This window comes from Bradyrhizobium sp. HKCCYLRH3097 (genome assembly GCF_051167875.1).
In the GTDB taxonomy this organism is placed as follows: domain Bacteria; phylum Pseudomonadota; class Alphaproteobacteria; order Rhizobiales; family Xanthobacteraceae; genus Bradyrhizobium.
This window is the reverse complement of the sequence record NZ_JBNPTX010000002.1, coordinates 193,872-212,170: the sequence shown is the minus strand read 5'-3', so window position 1 is coordinate 212,170 and position 18,299 is coordinate 193,872. Positions and strand designations below refer to the sequence as shown.

The 18,299-nt window shown below is 65.1% G+C and carries 14 protein-coding genes and 1 tRNA gene; 7 read left to right on the top strand and 8 right to left on the bottom strand.

The window, feature by feature from the left end; all coding sequences use genetic code 11:
• Positions 1-24 precede the first annotated feature (24 nt).
• The 6 genes from ACQR0U_RS06555 to ACQR0U_RS06530 form a co-directional block, all read right to left on the bottom strand.
• Positions 25-411 (bottom strand): hypothetical protein, encoded by a 387-nt coding sequence (locus ACQR0U_RS06555; RefSeq protein ID WP_315711965.1) that lies wholly within the window; start codon positions 409-411, stop codon positions 25-27.
• Between the two features lie 193 nt (positions 412-604).
• Positions 605-1,603 carry a hydroxyacid dehydrogenase gene (locus tag ACQR0U_RS06550; protein WP_315751577.1) on the bottom strand — a complete coding sequence of 333 codons (999 nt, stop codon included), beginning with the start codon at positions 1,601-1,603 and terminating at the stop codon, positions 605-607.
• A 28-nt stretch (positions 1,604-1,631) separates the two neighbouring features.
• Positions 1,632-2,732, bottom strand: a complete 1,101-nt coding sequence (locus ACQR0U_RS06545; RefSeq protein WP_315711961.1) for an ABC transporter ATP-binding protein — start codon at positions 2,730-2,732, stop codon at positions 1,632-1,634.
• Between the two features lie 19 nt (positions 2,733-2,751).
• Complete coding sequence (locus tag ACQR0U_RS06540; protein WP_315711960.1) at positions 2,752-3,663, bottom strand: carbohydrate ABC transporter permease; 912 nt, start codon at positions 3,661-3,663, stop codon at positions 2,752-2,754.
• The gene (locus ACQR0U_RS06535; RefSeq protein ID WP_315711958.1) at positions 3,663-4,598 is read right to left on the bottom strand and encodes a carbohydrate ABC transporter permease; all 936 of its coding nucleotides are present in this window, start codon (positions 4,596-4,598) and stop codon (positions 3,663-3,665) included. Before ACQR0U_RS06535 ends, ACQR0U_RS06540 begins: the two co-directional genes overlap by 1 nt.
• A 124-nt stretch (positions 4,599-4,722) precedes the next feature.
• Complete coding sequence (locus ACQR0U_RS06530) at positions 4,723-6,063, bottom strand: ABC transporter substrate-binding protein (protein ID WP_315711956.1); 1,341 nt, start codon at positions 6,061-6,063, stop codon at positions 4,723-4,725.
• Positions 6,064-6,532: 469 nt separating this feature from the next.
• Between ACQR0U_RS06530 and ACQR0U_RS06525 the strand changes: the two genes are divergently transcribed.
• Together ACQR0U_RS06525 and ACQR0U_RS06520 are read left to right on the top strand one after the other, a co-directional pair.
• Positions 6,533-7,177 (top strand): Spy/CpxP family protein refolding chaperone, encoded by a 645-nt coding sequence (locus ACQR0U_RS06525; protein ID WP_316203386.1) that lies wholly within the window; start codon positions 6,533-6,535, stop codon positions 7,175-7,177.
• A 387-nt stretch (positions 7,178-7,564) separates the two neighbouring features.
• Positions 7,565-8,866 (top strand): hypothetical protein, encoded by a 1,302-nt coding sequence (locus ACQR0U_RS06520; protein WP_434843030.1) that lies wholly within the window; start codon positions 7,565-7,567, stop codon positions 8,864-8,866.
• A 603-nt stretch (positions 8,867-9,469) separates the two neighbouring features.
• On the opposite strand, the gene ACQR0U_RS06515 is transcribed toward ACQR0U_RS06520, so the two are convergent.
• A tRNA-Ser gene (locus tag ACQR0U_RS06515) sits at positions 9,470-9,559 on the bottom strand.
• A 339-nt stretch (positions 9,560-9,898) separates the two neighbouring features.
• On the opposite strand from ACQR0U_RS06515, the gene ACQR0U_RS06510 reads away from it, so the two are divergent.
• Positions 9,899-10,153, top strand: coding sequence for a hypothetical protein (locus ACQR0U_RS06510; protein WP_316167964.1), 255 nt, complete (start codon positions 9,899-9,901; stop codon positions 10,151-10,153).
• A gap of 332 nt (positions 10,154-10,485) precedes the next feature.
• Positions 10,486-11,403, top strand: a complete 918-nt coding sequence (locus ACQR0U_RS06505) for a septal ring lytic transglycosylase RlpA family protein (protein ID WP_315751571.1) — start codon at positions 10,486-10,488, stop codon at positions 11,401-11,403.
• Positions 11,404-11,490: 87 nt separating this feature from the next.
• Here ACQR0U_RS06505 and ACQR0U_RS06500 read toward each other — a convergent pair whose 3' ends face one another.
• Positions 11,491-16,125: a beta strand repeat-containing protein gene (locus tag ACQR0U_RS06500; RefSeq protein ID WP_315751570.1), complete on the bottom strand. Its 4,635-nt coding sequence runs from the start codon at positions 16,123-16,125 to the stop codon at positions 11,491-11,493.
• A gap of 401 nt (positions 16,126-16,526) precedes the next feature.
• Here ACQR0U_RS06500 and ACQR0U_RS06495 point away from each other — a divergent pair, with 401 nt between their 5' ends.
• From ACQR0U_RS06495 to ACQR0U_RS06485, 3 genes are all read left to right on the top strand, one after another.
• A complete protein-coding gene (locus tag ACQR0U_RS06495; RefSeq protein ID WP_434843031.1) occupies positions 16,527-17,069 on the top strand; it encodes a phage tail protein in 543 nt (180 codons plus the stop codon).
• Between the two features lie 83 nt (positions 17,070-17,152).
• Positions 17,153-17,680: a phage tail protein gene (locus ACQR0U_RS06490; protein ID WP_315751568.1), complete on the top strand. Its 528-nt coding sequence runs from the start codon at positions 17,153-17,155 to the stop codon at positions 17,678-17,680.
• 49 nt (positions 17,681-17,729) lie between these two features.
• Positions 17,730-18,278, top strand: a complete 549-nt coding sequence (locus tag ACQR0U_RS06485) for a phage tail protein (protein ID WP_315751567.1) — start codon at positions 17,730-17,732, stop codon at positions 18,276-18,278.
• Positions 18,279-18,299 lie beyond the last annotated feature (21 nt).

Sequence of the window (18,299 nt, the reverse complement as noted above, 5' to 3'; positions counted from 1 at the left end):
GGAGTGGTCCGGGCGGCCGGAGCGCTACCTCTCGCTGGGCGCAACCGGGCCCTTGCCGGTCATCTCGTTCTTCAGCGCCTCGAAGCGCTCGATCGCCTCTCGCGCGCGGGTGTCGACCGTCTTGACGGCAGCTTCGGCGGTCATCGGTCCGCTGCTCACGGCGATCGAGGTCGGCCCGACGGTCTCGTCGACATAGTAGCCGTCCTCGCCCCGCCGTGCCGTCCAGCGGAAGCGGATCGCGGAAATCGGCCCAGGTCCGAGCTTGGTGTAGCCGTCGGCCTGATCGAGAGAGACGACAGTCGCGGCAGCCTTCTTCGACGACGGCGCCGCCTTGTCTGCCGACCTCGTCGCTTCAGGCTGATCGAGAATGCTCGCTATCGTTGCGAGCGCGTGCTCGGTCGCAACACTCATGGCCGCCTCTGTTCCTACCGGCGCGCGTAAAATCCGGCGCCGATAGTCACAGTTGTAGCTGGATTTGGCCAAGTTGCAAGAATGCGTTGAAAGTTGGGCGCCAAAGCGGTGGAGAAAGGTCCTGACATCCGCGTGATGAGGGCGGGTCCTGCCTCGTCGCCGACGGGACAGGACCATTGCACCGGCCGGACGACTACAAGACGTCCTGATTGATCACGTTCTGCCGAATCGGATCGCCATCGAGCACGCTGAGAATGTTGCGCGCCGTCTGCTCGCTCATGCGGTCGACCGCCTCTCGCGTCACGCCAGCGACGTGCGGAGCCATGATCACGTTGGGCAGCGCATGCAGCGCGTGGCCGACCGGCGGCGGCTCCTGCTCGAACACGTCGAGGCCAGCGCCGGCGAGCCGGCCCGAGGACAGCGCGTCATAGAGCGCGGCCTCGTCGATCAGGCCGCCGCGCGCGGTGTTGATCAGATACGCCGTCGGCTTCATCAGCTTGAGACGCGCGGCGTTGAACAGGCCGATGGTCTCCGGGGTCTTCGGGCAGTGGATGCTGACGAAGTCGGCGCGCGGGAGCGCAGTGTCGAGATCGGCAACGGGCTCGCAGCCCGCGGCGGTGATGTCGGCTGCGGGCTTGTAGGGATCGTAGACCAGGACCTGCATCTCCATCGCGAGGCAGCGCTTGGCGGTGCGGGTGCCGATGCGGCCGAAGCCGATGATCAGCACGGTCTTGCCGTAGAGATCGAACGGCAGCACGCCGAGCCGCGCGCCCCAGGTGCCGTCCTTGACCATCGCATGCATCTCGTTGGCGCGCTTGGCCAGCGTCAGCATCATGAACAGCGCCTGCTCGGCAACCGAGGGCGAGTTCGCCGTGCCCGCGACCATCAGCGGCACCTTGTGCCTGGAGAGCGCGGGCACATCGACCGCGTCGAAGCCGACGCCGATTCGGGTGACGACTTTCATGTCGCCGGCCGCGATCAGCTCCGGCTCTCCGAAGCGCGTGGCGCCGAGCGCGACGCCGTGCACCGGCGCGTGGGACTTCAGCAGGTCGGAAAAATCCACCGCCGAGATCATGTTGGGGAACTCGATCATCTCGACATCATCGCGCGCCGCCAGCAGCGCGCGGCCCTTGGCCGAGAAGGATTCCGTGACGAGGATCTTGTTCTTGTTGGTTGCCGTCCTGGTGGTCATGTCCTGCCCTTGAAGCTTCTTATGCTCGTCAGATGACGAGGCCTGAAGCCTCATTTAGCAGGTGCATGTTGTTGAGGTCCATTGCCATGCGCAGAGGGCTGCCATCCCGCGCGCCGGCGTTGGGGTTGACCCGCCCGCAGACCGGCGTCTCGTTGAGGGTGAAGTAGACAAGCGTCTCCATGCCCATCGGCTCGGTGACGTCGAGCAGCGCCTCGAACGGCTCAATCCCAGGCTCCGCATGCGGCTTGGTCTCGGCGATGTGCTCGGGCCGGATGCCGAGCAGCAGCGGCTCGTTCCGCGACACGGATTGATAGCGCGCGGCGCGCGCCGGCGGCAGCGGAAAGGCGATCCGGTCGGTGAGGCGGATGTGGAGCCGGCCATTGGCCTCCTCGAGCCGGCACGGCACGAAGTTCATTGCGGGCGAGCCGATGAAGCCGGCGACGAAGCGTGTCGCCGGATTGTGGTACAGCTCGTTCGGCGTGCCGATCTGCTCGATGCGGCCCTTGTTCATGACCACGACACGATCGGCCAGGGTCATCGCCTCGACCTGGTCGTGGGTGACGTAGACCGTCGTGGTGCGGACCTTCTGGTGCACCTTCTTGATCTCGATGCGCATCTGCACGCGCAACTTGGCGTCGAGGTTGGACAGCGGCTCGTCGAACAGGAACACCTTGGGATTGCGCACGATCGCACGGCCCATCGCGACGCGCTGGCGCTGGCCGCCGGAGAGCTGCTTGGGCTTGCGGTCGACGAGGTCGGCGATGTCCAGCATGCGCGCGGCCTCCGCCACGCGGCTCTTGATCTCGGCCTTCGGGTAGTGCTTCAGCCGCAGCCCGAACGACATGTTCTCGGCCACCGTCATGTGCGGGTAGAGGGCGTAGTTCTGGAACACCATGGCGATGTCGCGATCCTTCGGCGGCACGTCGTTGACGACGTCGCCGCCGATGGTGATGTCGCCGTCGGAGATGTCCTCGAGCCCTGCGATCATCCGCAATGTCGTCGACTTGCCGCAGCCGGACGGGCCGACCAGCACGACGAACTCGTGGTCGGCGATATCGAGATCGATGCCCCTGACCGCCTCGACGTCGTCGTAACGCTTCACGACCTTGCGCAAGCTCACTTCAGCCATCTGTGATCAACCCCCGTCATCAGCCTTTGGTCGCGCCGGCGGTGAGCCCGGCAATGTAATAGTCCATCAGGAACGCGTAGATGATCAGCGGCGGCGCCGCGCCCAGCAGCGCGCCGGTCATGATCTGTCCCCAGTTGAAGACGTCGCCCTTGATCAGGCTCGTGACGATGCCGACCGGCAGCACCAGTTGGTCGGTCGAGGTCGTGAACACCAGCGGATACAGGAACTGCGCCCAGGAGACGGTGAAGGCGAAGATCGTCGCGGCGATCAGACCGGGCAGGGCGACGGGAATGAAGATCCGCGTCAGCGTCTGCAGCCAGGAGGCGCCGTCGATGATCGCGGCCTCGTCGAGCTCCTTCGGGATCGAGGCGAAATAGCCGATCATGATCCAGGTGCAGAACGGCACCGTCAGGGTCGGATAGATGAACAGCAGCACGTACCAGCGATTGATCAACTGGATGCCGGTGACGTCGCCGATCAGCGCGAACATCTTGAACAGCGGAATGAACAGCAGGCTGTCCGGGATCAGATAGGTCAGGAATACGCCGGTCGCCAGCGTCGCCGAGCCCCAGAACTTCATCCGCGACAGCGCGAATGCGGCGGGGATGCTGATCAGCATGGTGATGATCACCACGACGATCGAGACCATGGCCGAGTTGAAGAAGAAACGCTGAAACTGGTTCGAGGTGAGCAGCTCGACATAGTTCTCCAGCGTCGGATGGAACACCCACCACGGATTGGTCGCCGCGGAGATCTCCGCGCTGCCCTTCAGCGAGGTGATCAGCATGTAGAGCGGCGGCACCAGCGAGAAGATCGCGAACAGCGTCAGGAAGAAATACGACCAGCGCAGCGCCCAGGCGCGGTCGCGGCTCATCGAGCCATATTTGACGGTACGGGTCGGGCCGGCCTTGTCGATCGTGACGGTGCTCATCAGGACTCGTTCCCCCGCTTGTTGACGTCGCGCAGGATGAAGATGGCGGCGACCGCCAGGATCGGCACCATGAACAGCGAGACGCTGGCGCCGAGCGGAATGTCGCTGCCCTCGATGCCGACGCGGAACGCCCAGGTCGCGAAGATGTGCGTCTTGTCGAGCGGGCCGCCGGCGGTGAGGATGCGCACGATGTCGAAATTGGCGAACGTCACGATCAGAGAGAACAGCGTCGTGATCGCGATGATGTTGCGCATCATCGGCAGGGTCACGTACCAGATCCGCTGCCACCAATTGGCGCCGTCGATCGCCGCGGCCTCATAGAGCTGATCCGGGACAGATTTCAGCGAGGCCAGGTACATGATCATGAAGAACGGCGCGCCGTACCAGATGTTGACCAGGATCACCGAGAACCGCGCCCAGGCGGCATCCCCGGTCCACGGGATCGGGCCGATGCCGAAGAAGGCGAGCGTGTAGTTGAAAGCGCTGTAGGACGGGTCGAACAGCCACAGCCAGGCCAGCGTGCTCATCGCCGGCGGGATCACCCAGGGTACCAGCAGCATGCCGCGCCATTTGCGCTGCCCCTTGGCGGGGATGTTGTGGACGAAATGAGCGACGATGAAGCCGATCAGCGCCTTGAACACGACGGCCGTGATGGCGAAGATGCAGGATTGCTTGACGACCAGCCAGAACGTGTCGCGCTTGAACAGAAACTCGAAATTGCCGAAGCCGACGAAGCGCTGCATCGACTTGTTCAGGGTCGCCAGATGCACCGAATACAGGGCGGGATAGACGACCAGGAGCACGATCAGCAGGATCAGCGGCAGCGTCATCAGGAAAGCGGCGGTCGATTTCCGCTTCAACGCCCTGTGCAGACCATTGCGGCGGGCCGCGCGAGGGCGGGCGACGGCGTTTTCACCGATGGCGGCATCAACCATGAGAAAAGGCTCCTCGTGATGTCCCCTGCGACAGCGGGGTCCTCACTGGATGGGAAACACTGACAAGGTGAAAGGGGGCGGCCCGCCTGCTGAAGCGGACCGCCGGCGTTGCTTCGAGCATGCCTCAGCTGCGCATGAAGCCCTCGCACTCGCCTTCAGCCCAGGCGAGGGTCGATTCCATCTTCTCGCCCTGAGCGTAGCGCAGGCACATCTTGGTCATCGTCGCCTGCGCATAGATCTGCTGCGCGATCTTGGGCGGAGCAGGGGAGGCTGCGATCGACAGCGTCTGGTGATTATAGGGGTTGGGATAGTGATAGAGGGTCCCCTTCGGCGGTCCCTCCTCCTGCCACACCTTGAGCGTCGTCAGCTTCTGATAGGCCGGCAGATCGTAGCCGCCGCTCGCCACCACCATCTTCTCGATCGATGACGGCTTCGACAGGTGCACGATCAGGCTCTTGGCCGCCTCCTTGTTCTTGGAGAACGACCAGATGCTCCAGAAGTAGGGCAGGAACGGCGCGAAGCGGCCCTTGGGGCCGGCCGGGAAGCCGTGGGTCCAGCACTGCTCGGCGATCTGCGGCGCGTCGCGCTTGGCCACCGCCCAGGCGCTCGGCGGATTCATGATCATCGCGCCCCTGCCCGAGACCAGCCATTTGTTGTTCGATGCGTCGTCCCACGAGGCGACATCCGGCGGCAGCGCCGCGATCAGCCGCTTGTAGAACTCGAGCGCCTGGCGCACGGCATCCGTCTTCACCGTGACATCGCCCTTGGCGTTGACGAGATCCGCGCCGAACGCCTGGAAGAACGCGCCGGCGGAGTCCACGCTGTCGGTGGTTTCGCCAAGCCCGATGCCGAACGGCACGCCAGCCTTATGGCAGGCCTCCGCCGCTTTCAGGAAGGTCTCCGTGGTCCAATTGTCGGCCTTCGGTGGAGATCCGGCCGGATACATCTCCTGCACGTCGATGCCCGCATGCTTCTTCATCAGATCGATGCGGGAGCAGGGACCCTTGATCTGACTGCCGACGCAGGCCGGCACGGCGAGCCATTTGCCGCCGGATTGTCCGAGATATTTGACGGTGCCGTTGACCTCGCCGTTCTCCTGGATGATCGGCTCCATGATGTCGTTGACCGGCTCCAGCAGTTCCGCATGCGCATGCGGCCACCAGGTCGGCATGGCGATCAGATCGTGGCCGGACTTCGCGGCGCCCTCGGCGGCGATCGTCAGCTCGATCTTCTTGCCCTGGCTGGTGATGTAGTCGATCTGAACCTCGACCTTCTCCTTGGCGGCCCACTCGTTGACGAGATCGGTCGAAGCCTGGTTGGCGCCCGGAACCCAATGGTCCCAGAAGCCGATCGAGAGCTTGCCGGCGGCGTGGGCGCCACGCACATAGGGCGCGGCAATCATGACCGCCGAGGTGGCAGCGGTCGCAGCAACGAATTGTCGGCGGTTCAGCTTCCTCCGTGACATGGCGTTCCCTCCCTGGTGAGCCAAGCATTCTGTCGATGCGAATCCGATTTGTTAGTTGTTGCGTCGCGTCATGCGCGCATGGATTTCGCTTGGATGCAATCAGAGCAGAATTGCGAGCGGCTGTCGAGAAAGCCGGTGAGGCGAATCCTAGAACTAATGGCGTGCACATTTCGTCGCAGGTTCCGCAACTGATTGCATCGCAGTGCTGAGCGTTGCAGTGCAAAGCGCGTCTCGGCCGAGCAGGAAGCCGAGAGGAACCAGTGCAGCTGGGCACGTCCGATGCATCGCGCCGCGTGCGGCAGATGGACTTGCGCGTTGCGGCAACGGTAGAATTCGTTGGAATCATGGTCGTCACGACCAGCGACTGCGCACGGAGCCTGAACTGATGATGATGAGCCCCGGCATCTGGCGCCGGTCTTTCCGGTGCATCGCAATAGGAGTGTCAATAGGCCTCATTGGCCTTGTGGGCCTGGCGCGTCAGCCTGCCGCGCAGGGCCTGTTCAAGGGCGTCGAGCAGGGTGCGCGCGAAGGCAACAGGGCGGCGGGCCCGGTCGGCGGTGTGCTCGGCGGCGCGATCGGCGGTGTCGTCGGCGTGGTCACCGGCGTGACCGGGGCGTTCACCGGCAACAGCGGCCAGCAGAGTGCGCAGCCCGAGGCGCCGCCGGCCGAGGGCAGGAAGGCGAAGCCTTCCAAGGCGACGAAGACGAGCAAGGTCGCCAAGGCGACGCCGATGCTGACGCAGCCGGGCGCCCCGCAACTCACGGCCGACCAGATCGTCGCCAACAGCGATAGCAATATCGAGCGCCTGAAGACCGGGCTGAACCTGACGGAAGAGCAGGCGAAGAACTGGGGTCCGTTCGCCAACGCGATGCACGCGCTCGGCCGCAACGGCGCGGATCGACTCGAGCTGCGCATCGCGCGGTCGAAGCGCGATCCGCCGGACGACATCGTCGAGCAGATGCGCAACGAGGCTCAGTTCCTGGTCGATCGCGCCGCCGACCAGCGCGCGGTGGCCGACACATCGGAACCGCTGTTCACCAGCCTCGACGACAAGCAGAAGCAGATCTTCATCGACGAGATGGTGCGCCTGAGTCGCGAGCGCGGGCTGGACTAGCTCAACGGAGTTGGCGTCGTCGCGGCCGTGCCCGTTGGCAGCAGCGGCGTGCCGTGACGCATGACCACCGCACTCGCGCCGCATCGCGGTGTATTAATACCCTCAAATGGCCACTAGTCGCGCGGCATGCACATTTTTCGGGCACGAGCGGGCGCGGCTCGCGCAACGTGCCGGCCAACATCGCTGCCTCTGCAACCGAATTGCGATGCAGTTTGATGTACATTGCAATTGTATTACATGGAGAGCCGGAGCCGGCAGGGCGGTCTTCGCAGGCGTGCTGAATCGCAGCAGCGATCGGGCGGCTGACGATCAGCAGGCCGTTCGGCTCGATTTCTTGGAGGATTATTGTTGTCGAGAGTGCGACTGCGCCGGTGGATCGAGAACCGGTTGGGGATTGACACCGCCAGCACCGAAAGCCGCCTCGATGCGGATGTGAAACGCTTCGTCGATGCGCTGCAAGCGGAGTTGATCGCCGCGAAGGACGAGTCCGAGCGGTACAGGCGCATCACGGAAGAAAGGGGCGTGATCATGGGCCGCCTGCGCGACGAGCGCGACGGCTATAGGCTGGAGTGGGAGGCGGCGTCCGCGGAGCTTCGCCGGCTGGCGCGTAAGCGCCTGGCCGTGGTCTCGGACAATGGAGCGACGCGCCCCTCCGGCAATGGCCGCGACGCGGCCCTGAGGAATTCTCCGCCTTCCACGCTGCGGGTGCTGTGCGTCGGCACCGGCCGGGACGGCACGACGTCGCTGACGCGGATGATGCAGGAGGTGTTCGACAACCAGGGCAACGGCGACAGGGCCGTGCACGAATGGGCGTCGAGCGAGCTCAATGAGCTCTTCTGCCAGCTCAAGGAAACCAACGATCCCGGCTTCACGGATCAGATTCGTCAGACGATCCTCGATTGCCCCCATGCGTGCGTCGTCGGCAATGGTTATGCGGCCGTGCTGCCGATCATCGCCGAGCTCCTCGGCGATCAGGTCACGCTGGTGCATCTGCGCCGGCGTGACCGCGCGGCATGCATCGCAAGCCTGGTGGAGAATGCCGAGCTGTCGCCGCAGAACCACCTCTACTACGCCGACTCGCCGGCCGCGCAGCGCAAGCGTCCGACCGCTTTCCACTTCGAAGAGATGTCGAAGCAGCAATGGATGGATCTGTCGCTGGCCGACAAGTTCGGCTGGTACTACGACAAGACCCACGCCTTGATCGAACGCTACAAGAGCCTGTTCCCCAACACGCTCTCCGTTGATACCGAGGACCTCAACGCGGACAGCGTGCGCCTCGCGCTGGCCCAAGCGGCCGGCAGTGCCGAGGCGCCGCGCGCCTTCCACGTCAACCGGTTCGTCGATCTGCGCCATGTGCCGCCCGATCGGCGCAGCTTCGTGCAGCGGCTGCTCGGCCAGCTCGACGTCCAGAAGCTCGCCCATGACGACCTGTACGGGCTGCGGCAGGTGCTCAACGAGATGATCTATCATCTCTCGCATTTTCCCGACGCGGCGCCGGGCGCGGTGGATGAGCTGCGCTGGACGCTGACTGAGATGCACGGCCTTCTCGACAGCCGCATCCGCGACGTTCGCGAACTGATGGAGCGGGTCGGCGTGCCGCCCGAGACCGCCGGCGCTGTGAACGGCCACCGCGCGCCGCAGGCAAGCCCTGGAGCGCACCCTGGTCGTTGGCCAGGCGCCCGGCTCTGAGCACGGGGAGGCGGCGGGCGCCTCGCCAGCGTTGCGCAGCCAGCCGGTCCATCGCACGCACTGCGATCAGCAACAAGTTCGGGGACGTGGAAGAGGACGAGATCGTCGCAAAGCTGATCTGAGAACGACCCGCCGGCTCCGCACCGGCGGGTTTAGTGTTTGGCCCGGACTACGCCCTAGTCGAACGCCTCTGGTTTGGTTTTTCCAGTCCCTTCGCACTTTGGACACTCACGATAGGGCTCGTTTTTCTTGCCCCATCGAACCGGCCGCATTTCCACGTGATAGCCTTTGCCCGCGCAAGCTTCGCATTGTGTCATGCCAACTCACCTCCTCTCGAAGCCCATGGTTGGGCCGCGGGGGCGAGTGCATCCCCTTATGCAATCGGCAACAACGCACCCGGTCAAAGCATCGCGCTTGGCATCCGGACAGCTTCAAGGAATGGCCGAGCGCGAGCCTTTGCCCTCGACAGGACCGCCAAGCACAAGGACAGCCAGAGCAGGGCAGTCAGCAGGACAAGGCCGAAAGCAATCCTGAGCGCATTGTGCCTTGGATTGCGCGCTGGAAGCCTAAGCGCTCTGCAAATTATTGATTTTATTGATGTCTTGGCGGAAGGGGTGGGATTCGAACCCACGGTACCCTTGCGGGCACGCCGGTTTTCAAGACCGGTGCCTTAAACCACTCGGCCACCCTTCCATCCGGCGTCGTGTCCGGGACGTCGGCGACGTCCACGCCACGGCGGCGCGGTATCGACGCGATCCTTGTTTAGGGTGCGGGCTTGCGGCTCGTCAACGGCGCATTCACGCCTGCCCGGACGGCCTCAGCTCAAAGCCCGCGCTCACCTGAGCGCAAAAGCCATCAGGCCGGAGCACAAGATTGCCGTGCTCAGCGCTGCCAGGGCGAGAAAGCTCCCCGAGAGCAGGTCTTGGTGTCGCAACGCTTGATGTCGTAAATCTTGGTGTCGCATGGGCCACCTGCTGCGGCTGCGCTACCGGTCCGATCTCGCACCGGCCGGAGAAAACCGAGGGCCGGGCGATGAGCGGTCTGGATGATCTGCTGGTCGAAACTGCCAGCTTCAGGGATGCTCCTGAAGTGTCGTTATTGAAGCGGACGCAAACATCGACGCGGACGAGAGCCGACCATGGCGTCGGCTGTCCGATCTGTCCGGACTCAGGCCCGCGAGCGGACGCCTTCAAACGCATGAGCAAGGAAGATCCCGGCGCCAACCAAGCCCATCACTGCCGTCATTGCTTCGATCATAGCGAACACACCCTGTTGCGCCCCACGTGAAGCAAACGACGTGCAGCCCTGCACAGTCAAAATGATTCAGGTCCCGGGAAATGAGAACACTCGTAGGTGAGGATTTCACGCAACATATGTGTCCAAAAAGGTGCACTCGCAACACGGAGGCACAGCGGAGTGCACGCCTGGGCGGCCACCGTCCACGTCACAACCGCAGGAAAGCTCCGGTTAACCACGGCGGGGCCCACCCCATTTCCGCCGTCTTCGGGTTGCGTTATCCTTGTGCATTGAGTTGCGGGGATGCGACTCGGGGACAAGCCGGGACGCGCGGGCCTGACGGGATGGCTCGGCTGCGACCGGCACATTGGTAATTGGGGTCGATGGGGATTGGTCAAACAGATCCGGTCGAGAGAGCGGTGCGCAGTGCCGTCGCCGTCCTCGCCTGCCTGATGGTCGCGAACTGCGCCTCTTCCAACAAGTTCGCCAGCAAGGTCGATCCGAAATACGGCGTGTCGTCGAGCCCGCGCGTCGTCGGATTCGGCGAGCCGGTGCCGAAGGGCGGTGGCGTCTACCGCATCGGCAAGCCCTATACCGTCGCCGGCAAGACCTATGTTCCCGAGGAGGATACCAACTATCGCGCCGAGGGCATGGCCTCCTGGTATGGCGATGATTTTCACGGCCGGCTGACCGCCAATGGCGAGGTCTTCGACATGACGTCGCTGACGGCTGCCCATCCGACGCTGCCGCTGCCGAGCTACGCCCGCGTCACCAATCTCGCCAACGGCAAATCGCTCATCGTCCGCATCAATGATCGCGGCCCGTACCACGGCAACCGGCTGATCGACGTCTCCAACAAGGCGGCCGATCTGCTCGAGTTCAAGGGCAACGGCGTCGCCCGCGTCCGCGTCGAATATGTCGGCCGCGCCCCTCTCGAAGGGTCCGACGATACCCAGCTGATGGCAACCCTGCGCACCGGCATCCCGGCGCCGGCGCCTTCTCTCGTCCGCGTCGCCTCCGCCCGGCCGTTCGTTCCCGAGATCGGCGCAGGCCGCCCGATTCGCGGCGAGGTCCCGCTGCCCGAGGGGCGTCCCTACACGCTCGGCAACACCTCCGCCGACCTGGCATCGGTTGCCGCGACGTCGGAGATGTCGGCCTCCAGCCGGACCCGCGGACGGAGCCTCGAAAACCCGCGCGCGGTGTCCTACGATCAGGGCGGCCGATACGTGCCGTCATCGAGCGGCGCGGCGGACGGCGCTGACGAGGCCCGCGAGATCCTTGGCGGCCGCGGACTGTACTGATCTTCCATACGATCTCGCACGTCGAACCAGCCGCCCCAGCCGGGGCGGTTTCGATTCGAGTGCGCCGCCAACGGCTATTGGGAATGCCTATTGGGCGCTGAACGGCACCCGCGCCTTGGCCGAAAACGTCCAGACGCGGGTGTTGCTGCCGATGCCGCCGAGCTCGGCACCGAGGCCGACACCGATGCCGCCGGCTGTCTGGATGCCGAGACCGCCGGTGGCGCGGGCCGACCAGCCTTGCAGCAGCGGCGTCGAGGCCAGCGCGCCGGCGGCAAGCGTGTTGGCATCCTCCCTGGTGAAGTAGTAGTCGCCGTACAGGCCGACGAACGGCGTCAGAAGAAGCCCGCTATCGAGCCAGACGACAGGGTAGGCGGCGCGCAGGCCCCCCGACGCGCGGCCGCTGGCGAAATCATTGGTGCCCTGCCGCGTGCCCAGCGAGTCCGTATAGGCGTTCTGGTGTTCCCACAATGCGTAGACCTTGGTGGACGGCTCCAGCACCAGGCCGGCCCATTTATACGTGCCGGTCAGACCGGTGGAAACCATCCAGCGCTGGCCGCTGAAATTGCCCTGGGCGGTTCCGGCACTGCCGTCATAGCCGATGCCGGAATAGGCCACGGCTGCATCGAAGCGCAGCGTGGGAATGATCTTCCAGCCGAGATAGGCGCCGGTGGTCCAGCCGTCGCCCTTCAGCTTCCCGTTGATGTCCTGCTGGGTGTAGCTGAAGGTCTCGTAGCCGCCGAGCACGCCGACGAGGAAGTTCGGCGCGGCGCGGTAGGTCAATCCCATCGTGGCGTTGAGCTGCTGGCCATAGATCGAGGCTTGGCTGGCCTGGGTGACGCCGCCGATGCTGGTGCTGCCCCAGCGGTCGACGCCAGAACCGCGCACATCGGCCCACAGCAGCCACTCCTTCTGCTCGTGCCATTTCGGCGCGGCCTGCTTCCTGTCGCCGCGATCGATGGCCGCGAACGCATCGTCGATCCGGCCGCGACCACGTCCACGTGGCTGGGACGCGCCCGGCAGCAGCGAGGAATAGGCGTTGCTGTCGCCGCTGCCGGCGCGGTCGCCGGCCGGGGAGCGCTCGTCCTGATCGCGCGGATCGGCCGAGAAGTTGAAGCGCATGCGGGCATTGCCGGGCGTCAGGAACGAACCGCCATCGTTGAAGCCGTCGGCGATGGCGTCATCGATCGCGCCGGAGATCGCCTGCCCGGAATTCTGCGCGACCAGCTTGCTCACGGTCTGCTGCAGCGAGCGCAGCCGAACGCTGTCGACCGGCACGTTGACGGTCTGGGCAAGGCCGGGCGAGGTGCTCGCCGTGAACAGCGTGGTGCCGGCATAGCTCGCCGTGATCGTGTGGCTGCCGACCGCGAGCGTCGAGGTGGCGAACGTCGCAACGCCGCCCGCCAGCGTCGCCGTGCCGATCGGCGTGCCATTGTCGTTGAAGGTGACCGTTCCGGTCGGGGTGCCGCCCGACGCTGAAACCGTGGCCGTGAAGGTCACGGGCTGCCCGAACTGGCTCGGGTTCTGCGACGAGGTCAGCGCGACCGTCGTGACCAATTGGCCCACCGACAGATTGAAGGTGGCATTGGCCGAGGCACTGTTGGTGTCGGTCACGCTCACCGTATACGTGGTCATTGCCGCCGGAACCGTCGGCGTGCCGGTGATCTGGCCATTGCTCGTGTTGAAGCTCAAGCCGGCCGGCAGGGCCGGTGAAACGGCAAACACCAGCGTGCCCGTACCGCCCGAGCCCGTGACCGGCGTGAATGGCGTCACCGCCTGGTTGATCGGCAGCGAGCTGGACGGCACGGCCGTCGTGGCCGTCACCGCACCATTGATGGTCAGGCTGAATGTGTTGCTCGCGGTCGCGTTGGCGGCGTCGGTCACGGTCACGGTGAATGTCGTCGCCGCGCTGGTCACCGTGGGCGTTCCGGAGATGCTGCCGTTGGCCGCATTGAGGGACAGTCCCGCGGGGAGCGTCGGCGAGACGGAATAGGCGAGCGGCGCGGTGCCGCCGCCGCCCGTGACCGGCGTGAACGGCGTCACGGCGTGGTTCGCAGTCAGGGTGGTCGACGCGATCGCCTGGGTCGCGCTGACCGCGCCGTTCACCGCCAGGCTGAACGTATTGGTCGCCGTCGCAGTGTTGGCGTCGGTGACCGTGACCGTATAGGTCGTGGCGCCGCTGGTGGCCGTCGGCGTGCCCGTGATCGCACCCGAGGTCGTATTGAAGGCGAGCCCTGCGGGCAGCGCCGGCGCGATGCCGTAGCTCAGCGGCGAGGTGCCGCCGGCGCCGGTGATCGGTGTAAAGGAGGTCACCGCCGTGTTGACGGTCAATCCTTTGGACGCGATCGCCTGGGTCGCCGTCACGGCACCGTTGACGGCCAGGCTGAACGTGTTGCTGGCGCTGGCACTGTTGGCGTCGCTCACGGTGACCGTATAGGTCGCGGCCGTGCTGATCGCGGTTGGCGTGCCCGTGATGGCACCCGTCGAGGTGTTGAAGCTGAGCCCGGCGGGCAGTGTCGGTGCGATGCCATAGGTGAGCGGCGACGTGCCGCCGCCCCCGGTCACCGGGGTGAAGGATGTCGCGGCGACATTGACGGTCAGGGACTTGGCCGGGATCGACTGGGTGGCGCTGACAGCGCCGTTGACTGTCAGGCTGAAGGTGTTCGTGGCGGTCCCGTTGTTGGTGTCGGTGACGGTCACGGTGTACGTCGCGGTCGCCGCGCTCGTCGAAGGCGTGCCGGAGATCGCGCCCGTGGAGGCGCTGATGCTGAGGCCGGCCGGAAGGGACGGAGAGATCGAATATGTCAGTGTCCCCGTGCCGCCGCCACCGGTGACCGGGGTGAAGGCGGTGATGGCCTGGTTGGCGGTGAAGGTCCGCGAGGCGATCGCCTGCGTCGCGGTGACCGCGCTGTTCACCGTCAGGCTGAACGTATTGCTGGCCGTGGCAGTGTTGGCGTCGGTGACCGTGACCGTGTAGGTCGTAGCGCCGCTGGTCACGGTCGGTGTGCCGGTGATCGCGCCGGTCGAGGTGTTGAGCGTCAGGCCCGTCGGCAGCGCGGGGGCAACGCCGTAGGAGAGCGGCGGCGTGCCGCCCGATCCGGTCACCGGCGTGAACGACGTCGCTGCGGCATTCTGCGTCAGCGTCTTCGAGGCGATCGCCTGCGTCGCGCTCACCGGCCCATTGACGGTGAGCTGGAAGGTGTTGCTGGCGGTGCCGCCGTTGGAATCCGTCACCGTCACCGTGTAGGTGGTCGTGCTGCTGGTCACCGTCGGCGTGCCGCTGACCTGGCCGGTGCTGGTGTTGAAGCTGAGTCCGGTCGGCAAGGTCGGCGCGATGGCATAGGACCGCGGCGTTGTGCCGCCACCGCCGGTGACAGGGGTGAACGTCGTGATGGCCGTGTTCACGGTCACCGTGGCCGAGCTCACCGACTGCGTCGCGGTGACGGCGGTGTTCACCGTCAGGCTGAACGTATTGCTGGCTGTGGCACTGTTGGAATCGGTGACCGTCACCGTGTACGTGGTCGCGCCGCTGCTTGCGGTCGGCGTGCCCGTGATCGCGCCGCTGGAGGTGTTGAGCGAGAGGCCGGCGGGCAGCGCGGGCGCGATGCTGTAACTGAGCGACGGGGTGCCGCCGCCGCCGGTGACCGGCGTGAACGATGTCGCGGCCACATTCTGCGTCAGCGTCTTCGAAGCGACCGATTGGGTCGCGGTCACGGCCGAGTTGACTGTCAGACTGAACGTGTTCGAGGCGGTCGCGCTGTTCGCGTCGGTCACGGTCACGGTGTAGGTCGTGGCGCCGCTCGCGGCCGTCGGCGTGCCGGTGATCGCGCCGGTCGATGTGTTGAGCGTGAGACCGGTGGGCAGGGACGGTGACACGCTGTAGGTGTAGGCCGGGGTGCCGCCGCCGCCGGTGACCGGCGTGAAGTTGGTCGATGGTTGATTCTGCGTCAGCGTCTTGGAGGCAACGGACTGCGTGGCCGTCACCGCGCCGTTGACCGTGAGGCTGAAGGTATTGCTGGCGGTCGCGGAGTTGGCATCGGTGATCGTGACCGTGTAGGTGGTCGCGGCACTGGTGACCGTGGGCGTACCGGTGATGGCGCCCGTGGACGTGTTGAAGGACAGACCGGTCGGCAGCGTCGGGGCGATGCCATAGCTGAGCGGTGCGGTGCCGCCGGAGCCGGTGACCGGCGTGAAGGATGTCGCGGCGGTATTGACGGTCAGCGACTTCGACGCGATGGCCTGCGTCGCGGTCGGGCCGGGCAACGTGACGGTGATCGTGAACGAGGTGTTGGTGGTGCCGGCGCCGCTACAATTGCCGGCGGTGTGCGAGCAGTCGCTCGCATAAAAGAGCGTGATGTTCTCGGTTCCCGATCCGGACAGCGAATCGATCCGGATAGTGTATTCCGGCACCTGCGTGAAGTCGCCGCCGATCGGCACGGGAATCAGGGTGTAGGTCGCCTTGGCGCCGGTGTAGCTGAGATTGGTGTAGCTCAGGCCGCCCGCCGTCATCGGGAGATTGTTGAACGCATCAATCGGCGGGCTGTTGGTGCCATTCGAGTGTCCGTAGAGACCCCAGAGCACCACGTCGTTGGTGACGCACAGACCGACGGCATTGCCGGCGCCCGTTCCGTTGATGGTGATGCTGGTGCTGGTGGTCGAGCCGGTCGTGAAGTTACAGGCCGCCTGCGCGCCCACCATCGAGGCGAGCATCAAGGCAAGAACCACCGAAACAAAACCCAGCGCACGCCGCAGAGGCGTGCATGCCGCATGAAAATTCCGGCGCCAAGTCCCGGTTGACAATTTGGTCGTGCCCCTTACGGCCCCTCATTGGCTGAGAGTGCCGCTGAAAAAAATTGGTTCGAAGAAATTTTGGTAACGCAATCGTAACCTTGGAGAAGCAGCGCCTTCCGGGCAAGTCGATTCAACCAGACCGGGCACGACTTCTGCTTGGCGTTGCATAGCGGCAACAGCGCAATCTACGGAACTTTATTGTCTTGACGGATCCGAGCGACGCAACCTAGACTTCTCCTACAGGTTGTTTCTCACGCTCTCAAAAATTTCAATGCGGAGGCTGTTTGATCAAGCCGCCGCCATTCGTTTCAAAATGACATTGGGGAGAGACGCGCATGCCGTTGACGCCTGTGTTGGGGCAGATCATGCCTTTTGCGGGATCTCAGCCGCCGAGAGGGTGGGCGTTCTGCAACGGCGCGCTAGTCGCCATCCAGACCAACCAGGCGCTGTTCTCACTGCTCGGCACCTATTACGGCGGCAACGGCGTGACGACATTCGCGCTGCCGGATCTGCGTGGCCGGGCCATCCTCGGATCGACGGGCAGCTCCGGTCAGTTTCCCGCAGGGATGGTCAGCGGCGAAACGACCGTGACGCTGACCCTCGCTCAGATGCCGGCTCACAATCACCTGGTGCAGGCCTCGACGACCAATGGTGCCGGCAGAAGCGCGGGTCCCACGAACAATCTGTTCGGGACCAATACGCTGCCGGCGGACGATCCCAAGAAGATCTTCGCGACCGCAGGATCGGGCGAGGTCCCGCTGGCCGTGGGCACGAACATTCCCGAGATCGGCGGCGGGCAGGCGCACAACAACATGCAGCCCTACCTCGTGATCAACTACCTGATCGCGATGCAGGGCGTCTTCCCCTCGCGCAACTGAGCGTCTTCGGATCGATCAAATCCCCCCAGTTCCGCGCCGCGCCTGCTCTCGCGGCGCCCACGGCTCAATGAAAGGATGTCGGGATGTCAGACCCGTTTCTCGGTGAGATCAGGCTGTTCGCCTTTCCGCGCATACCGGACGGCTGGCTGGCCTGCGACGGCAGCTCGCTGTCCATTTCAAACTACGATGCGCTCTATACGATCCTCGGAACGACCTATGGCGGCGACGGCATCCAGACCTTCAACCTGCCCGATCTGCGCGGCCGCGTGCCGCTCGGGCAGGGCACGCCGCCCGGTGGCGCAACGTATGTGCTTGGCGAGGTCGCGGGCGAGGACGAGCACCTGCTGATCACGACCGAGTTGCCCGCGCATAGCCATGCCCTGCTGTCGTCGACGGTCACGGCCGACACGGCGATCCCCGGACCCACGGTCCATCTGGCGACCGCGTCCACCGGGAATCTCGATGCCCCCATCGCCGATGCCGGCACCTACTCGGTCATGGCGCCCTGCGTGGCCGCCGCGGGACAGAGCGTCCCGCACAACAACATCATGCCGACCGTCGTGGGCAACTACTGCATCTGCATCAACGGCGTCTATCCCTCGCCAGGCTGAGGCGTCGCGGTTCGACCGGCTTCATCGCACATTCTCGAGGAGAGACGACGTGTCTGATCCCTTTGTTGGCGAAATCCAGGCTTTTCCCTTCACTTTTGCAACCGGCGGCTTCAATAGTGCGTGGTTGCCGTGCTTCGGCCAGCTGCTTCCAATTCAGCAATACACGCCGTTGTTCGCCTTGATCGGCACCTATTTCGGCGGCAACGGCACGACCAACTTCCAGCTCCCCAATCTGAGCGGCGCGATCACCAACGGCCAAGGCGACGGACCCGGCCTGCAGCCCCGCGTGATCGGCGAGATGATGGGCAGCAGCACTGTCGGGCTGGTTTCGGCCGAAATGCCCGCGCACACGCATAACCTGCAGCTCGGCAGCAGGTCCGCGCCGAACGCGGCCCCTGGGCCGGGGACGCCCGGGACAATGGTGGCGATCGATCCCTCGTTCAACGGCTTCGTGGCGCCGCCGGCGAACGTCAACCTCGCTCCCAACGCGGTCACGACGTCCGGGCAGAGCATCCCGCACGACAACATGCAGCCGACCCAGGCACTGATCTGGTGCATCTGCTATGCGGGTATCTTCCCGTCGTTCAACAACTCCTGAGCCGAGCAGGCTCGGAGTGAC

Coding starts and splice junctions, on each gene's coding strand:
- ACQR0U_RS06555 (WP_315711965.1), bottom strand. CDS start 411: ATGAGTGTTGCGACCGAGCACGCGCTCGCAACGATAGCGAGCATTCTC.
- ACQR0U_RS06550 (WP_315751577.1), bottom strand. CDS start 1,603: ATGACCACCAGGACGGCAACCAACAAGAACAAGATCCTCGTCACGGAA.
- ACQR0U_RS06545 (WP_315711961.1), bottom strand. CDS start 2,732: ATGGCTGAAGTGAGCTTGCGCAAGGTCGTGAAGCGTTACGACGACGTC.
- ACQR0U_RS06540 (WP_315711960.1), bottom strand. CDS start 3,663: ATGAGCACCGTCACGATCGACAAGGCCGGCCCGACCCGTACCGTCAAA.
- ACQR0U_RS06535 (WP_315711958.1), bottom strand. CDS start 4,598: ATGGTTGATGCCGCCATCGGTGAAAACGCCGTCGCCCGCCCTCGCGCG.
- ACQR0U_RS06530 (WP_315711956.1), bottom strand. CDS start 6,063: ATGTCACGGAGGAAGCTGAACCGCCGACAATTCGTTGCTGCGACCGCT.
- ACQR0U_RS06510 (WP_316167964.1), top strand. CDS start 9,899: ATGAGCGGTCTGGATGATCTGCTGGTCGAAACTGCCAGCTTCAGGGAT.
- ACQR0U_RS06505 (WP_315751571.1), top strand. CDS start 10,486: ATGGGGATTGGTCAAACAGATCCGGTCGAGAGAGCGGTGCGCAGTGCC.
- ACQR0U_RS06495 (WP_434843031.1), top strand. CDS start 16,527: ATGCCGTTGACGCCTGTGTTGGGGCAGATCATGCCTTTTGCGGGATCT.
- ACQR0U_RS06490 (WP_315751568.1), top strand. CDS start 17,153: ATGTCAGACCCGTTTCTCGGTGAGATCAGGCTGTTCGCCTTTCCGCGC.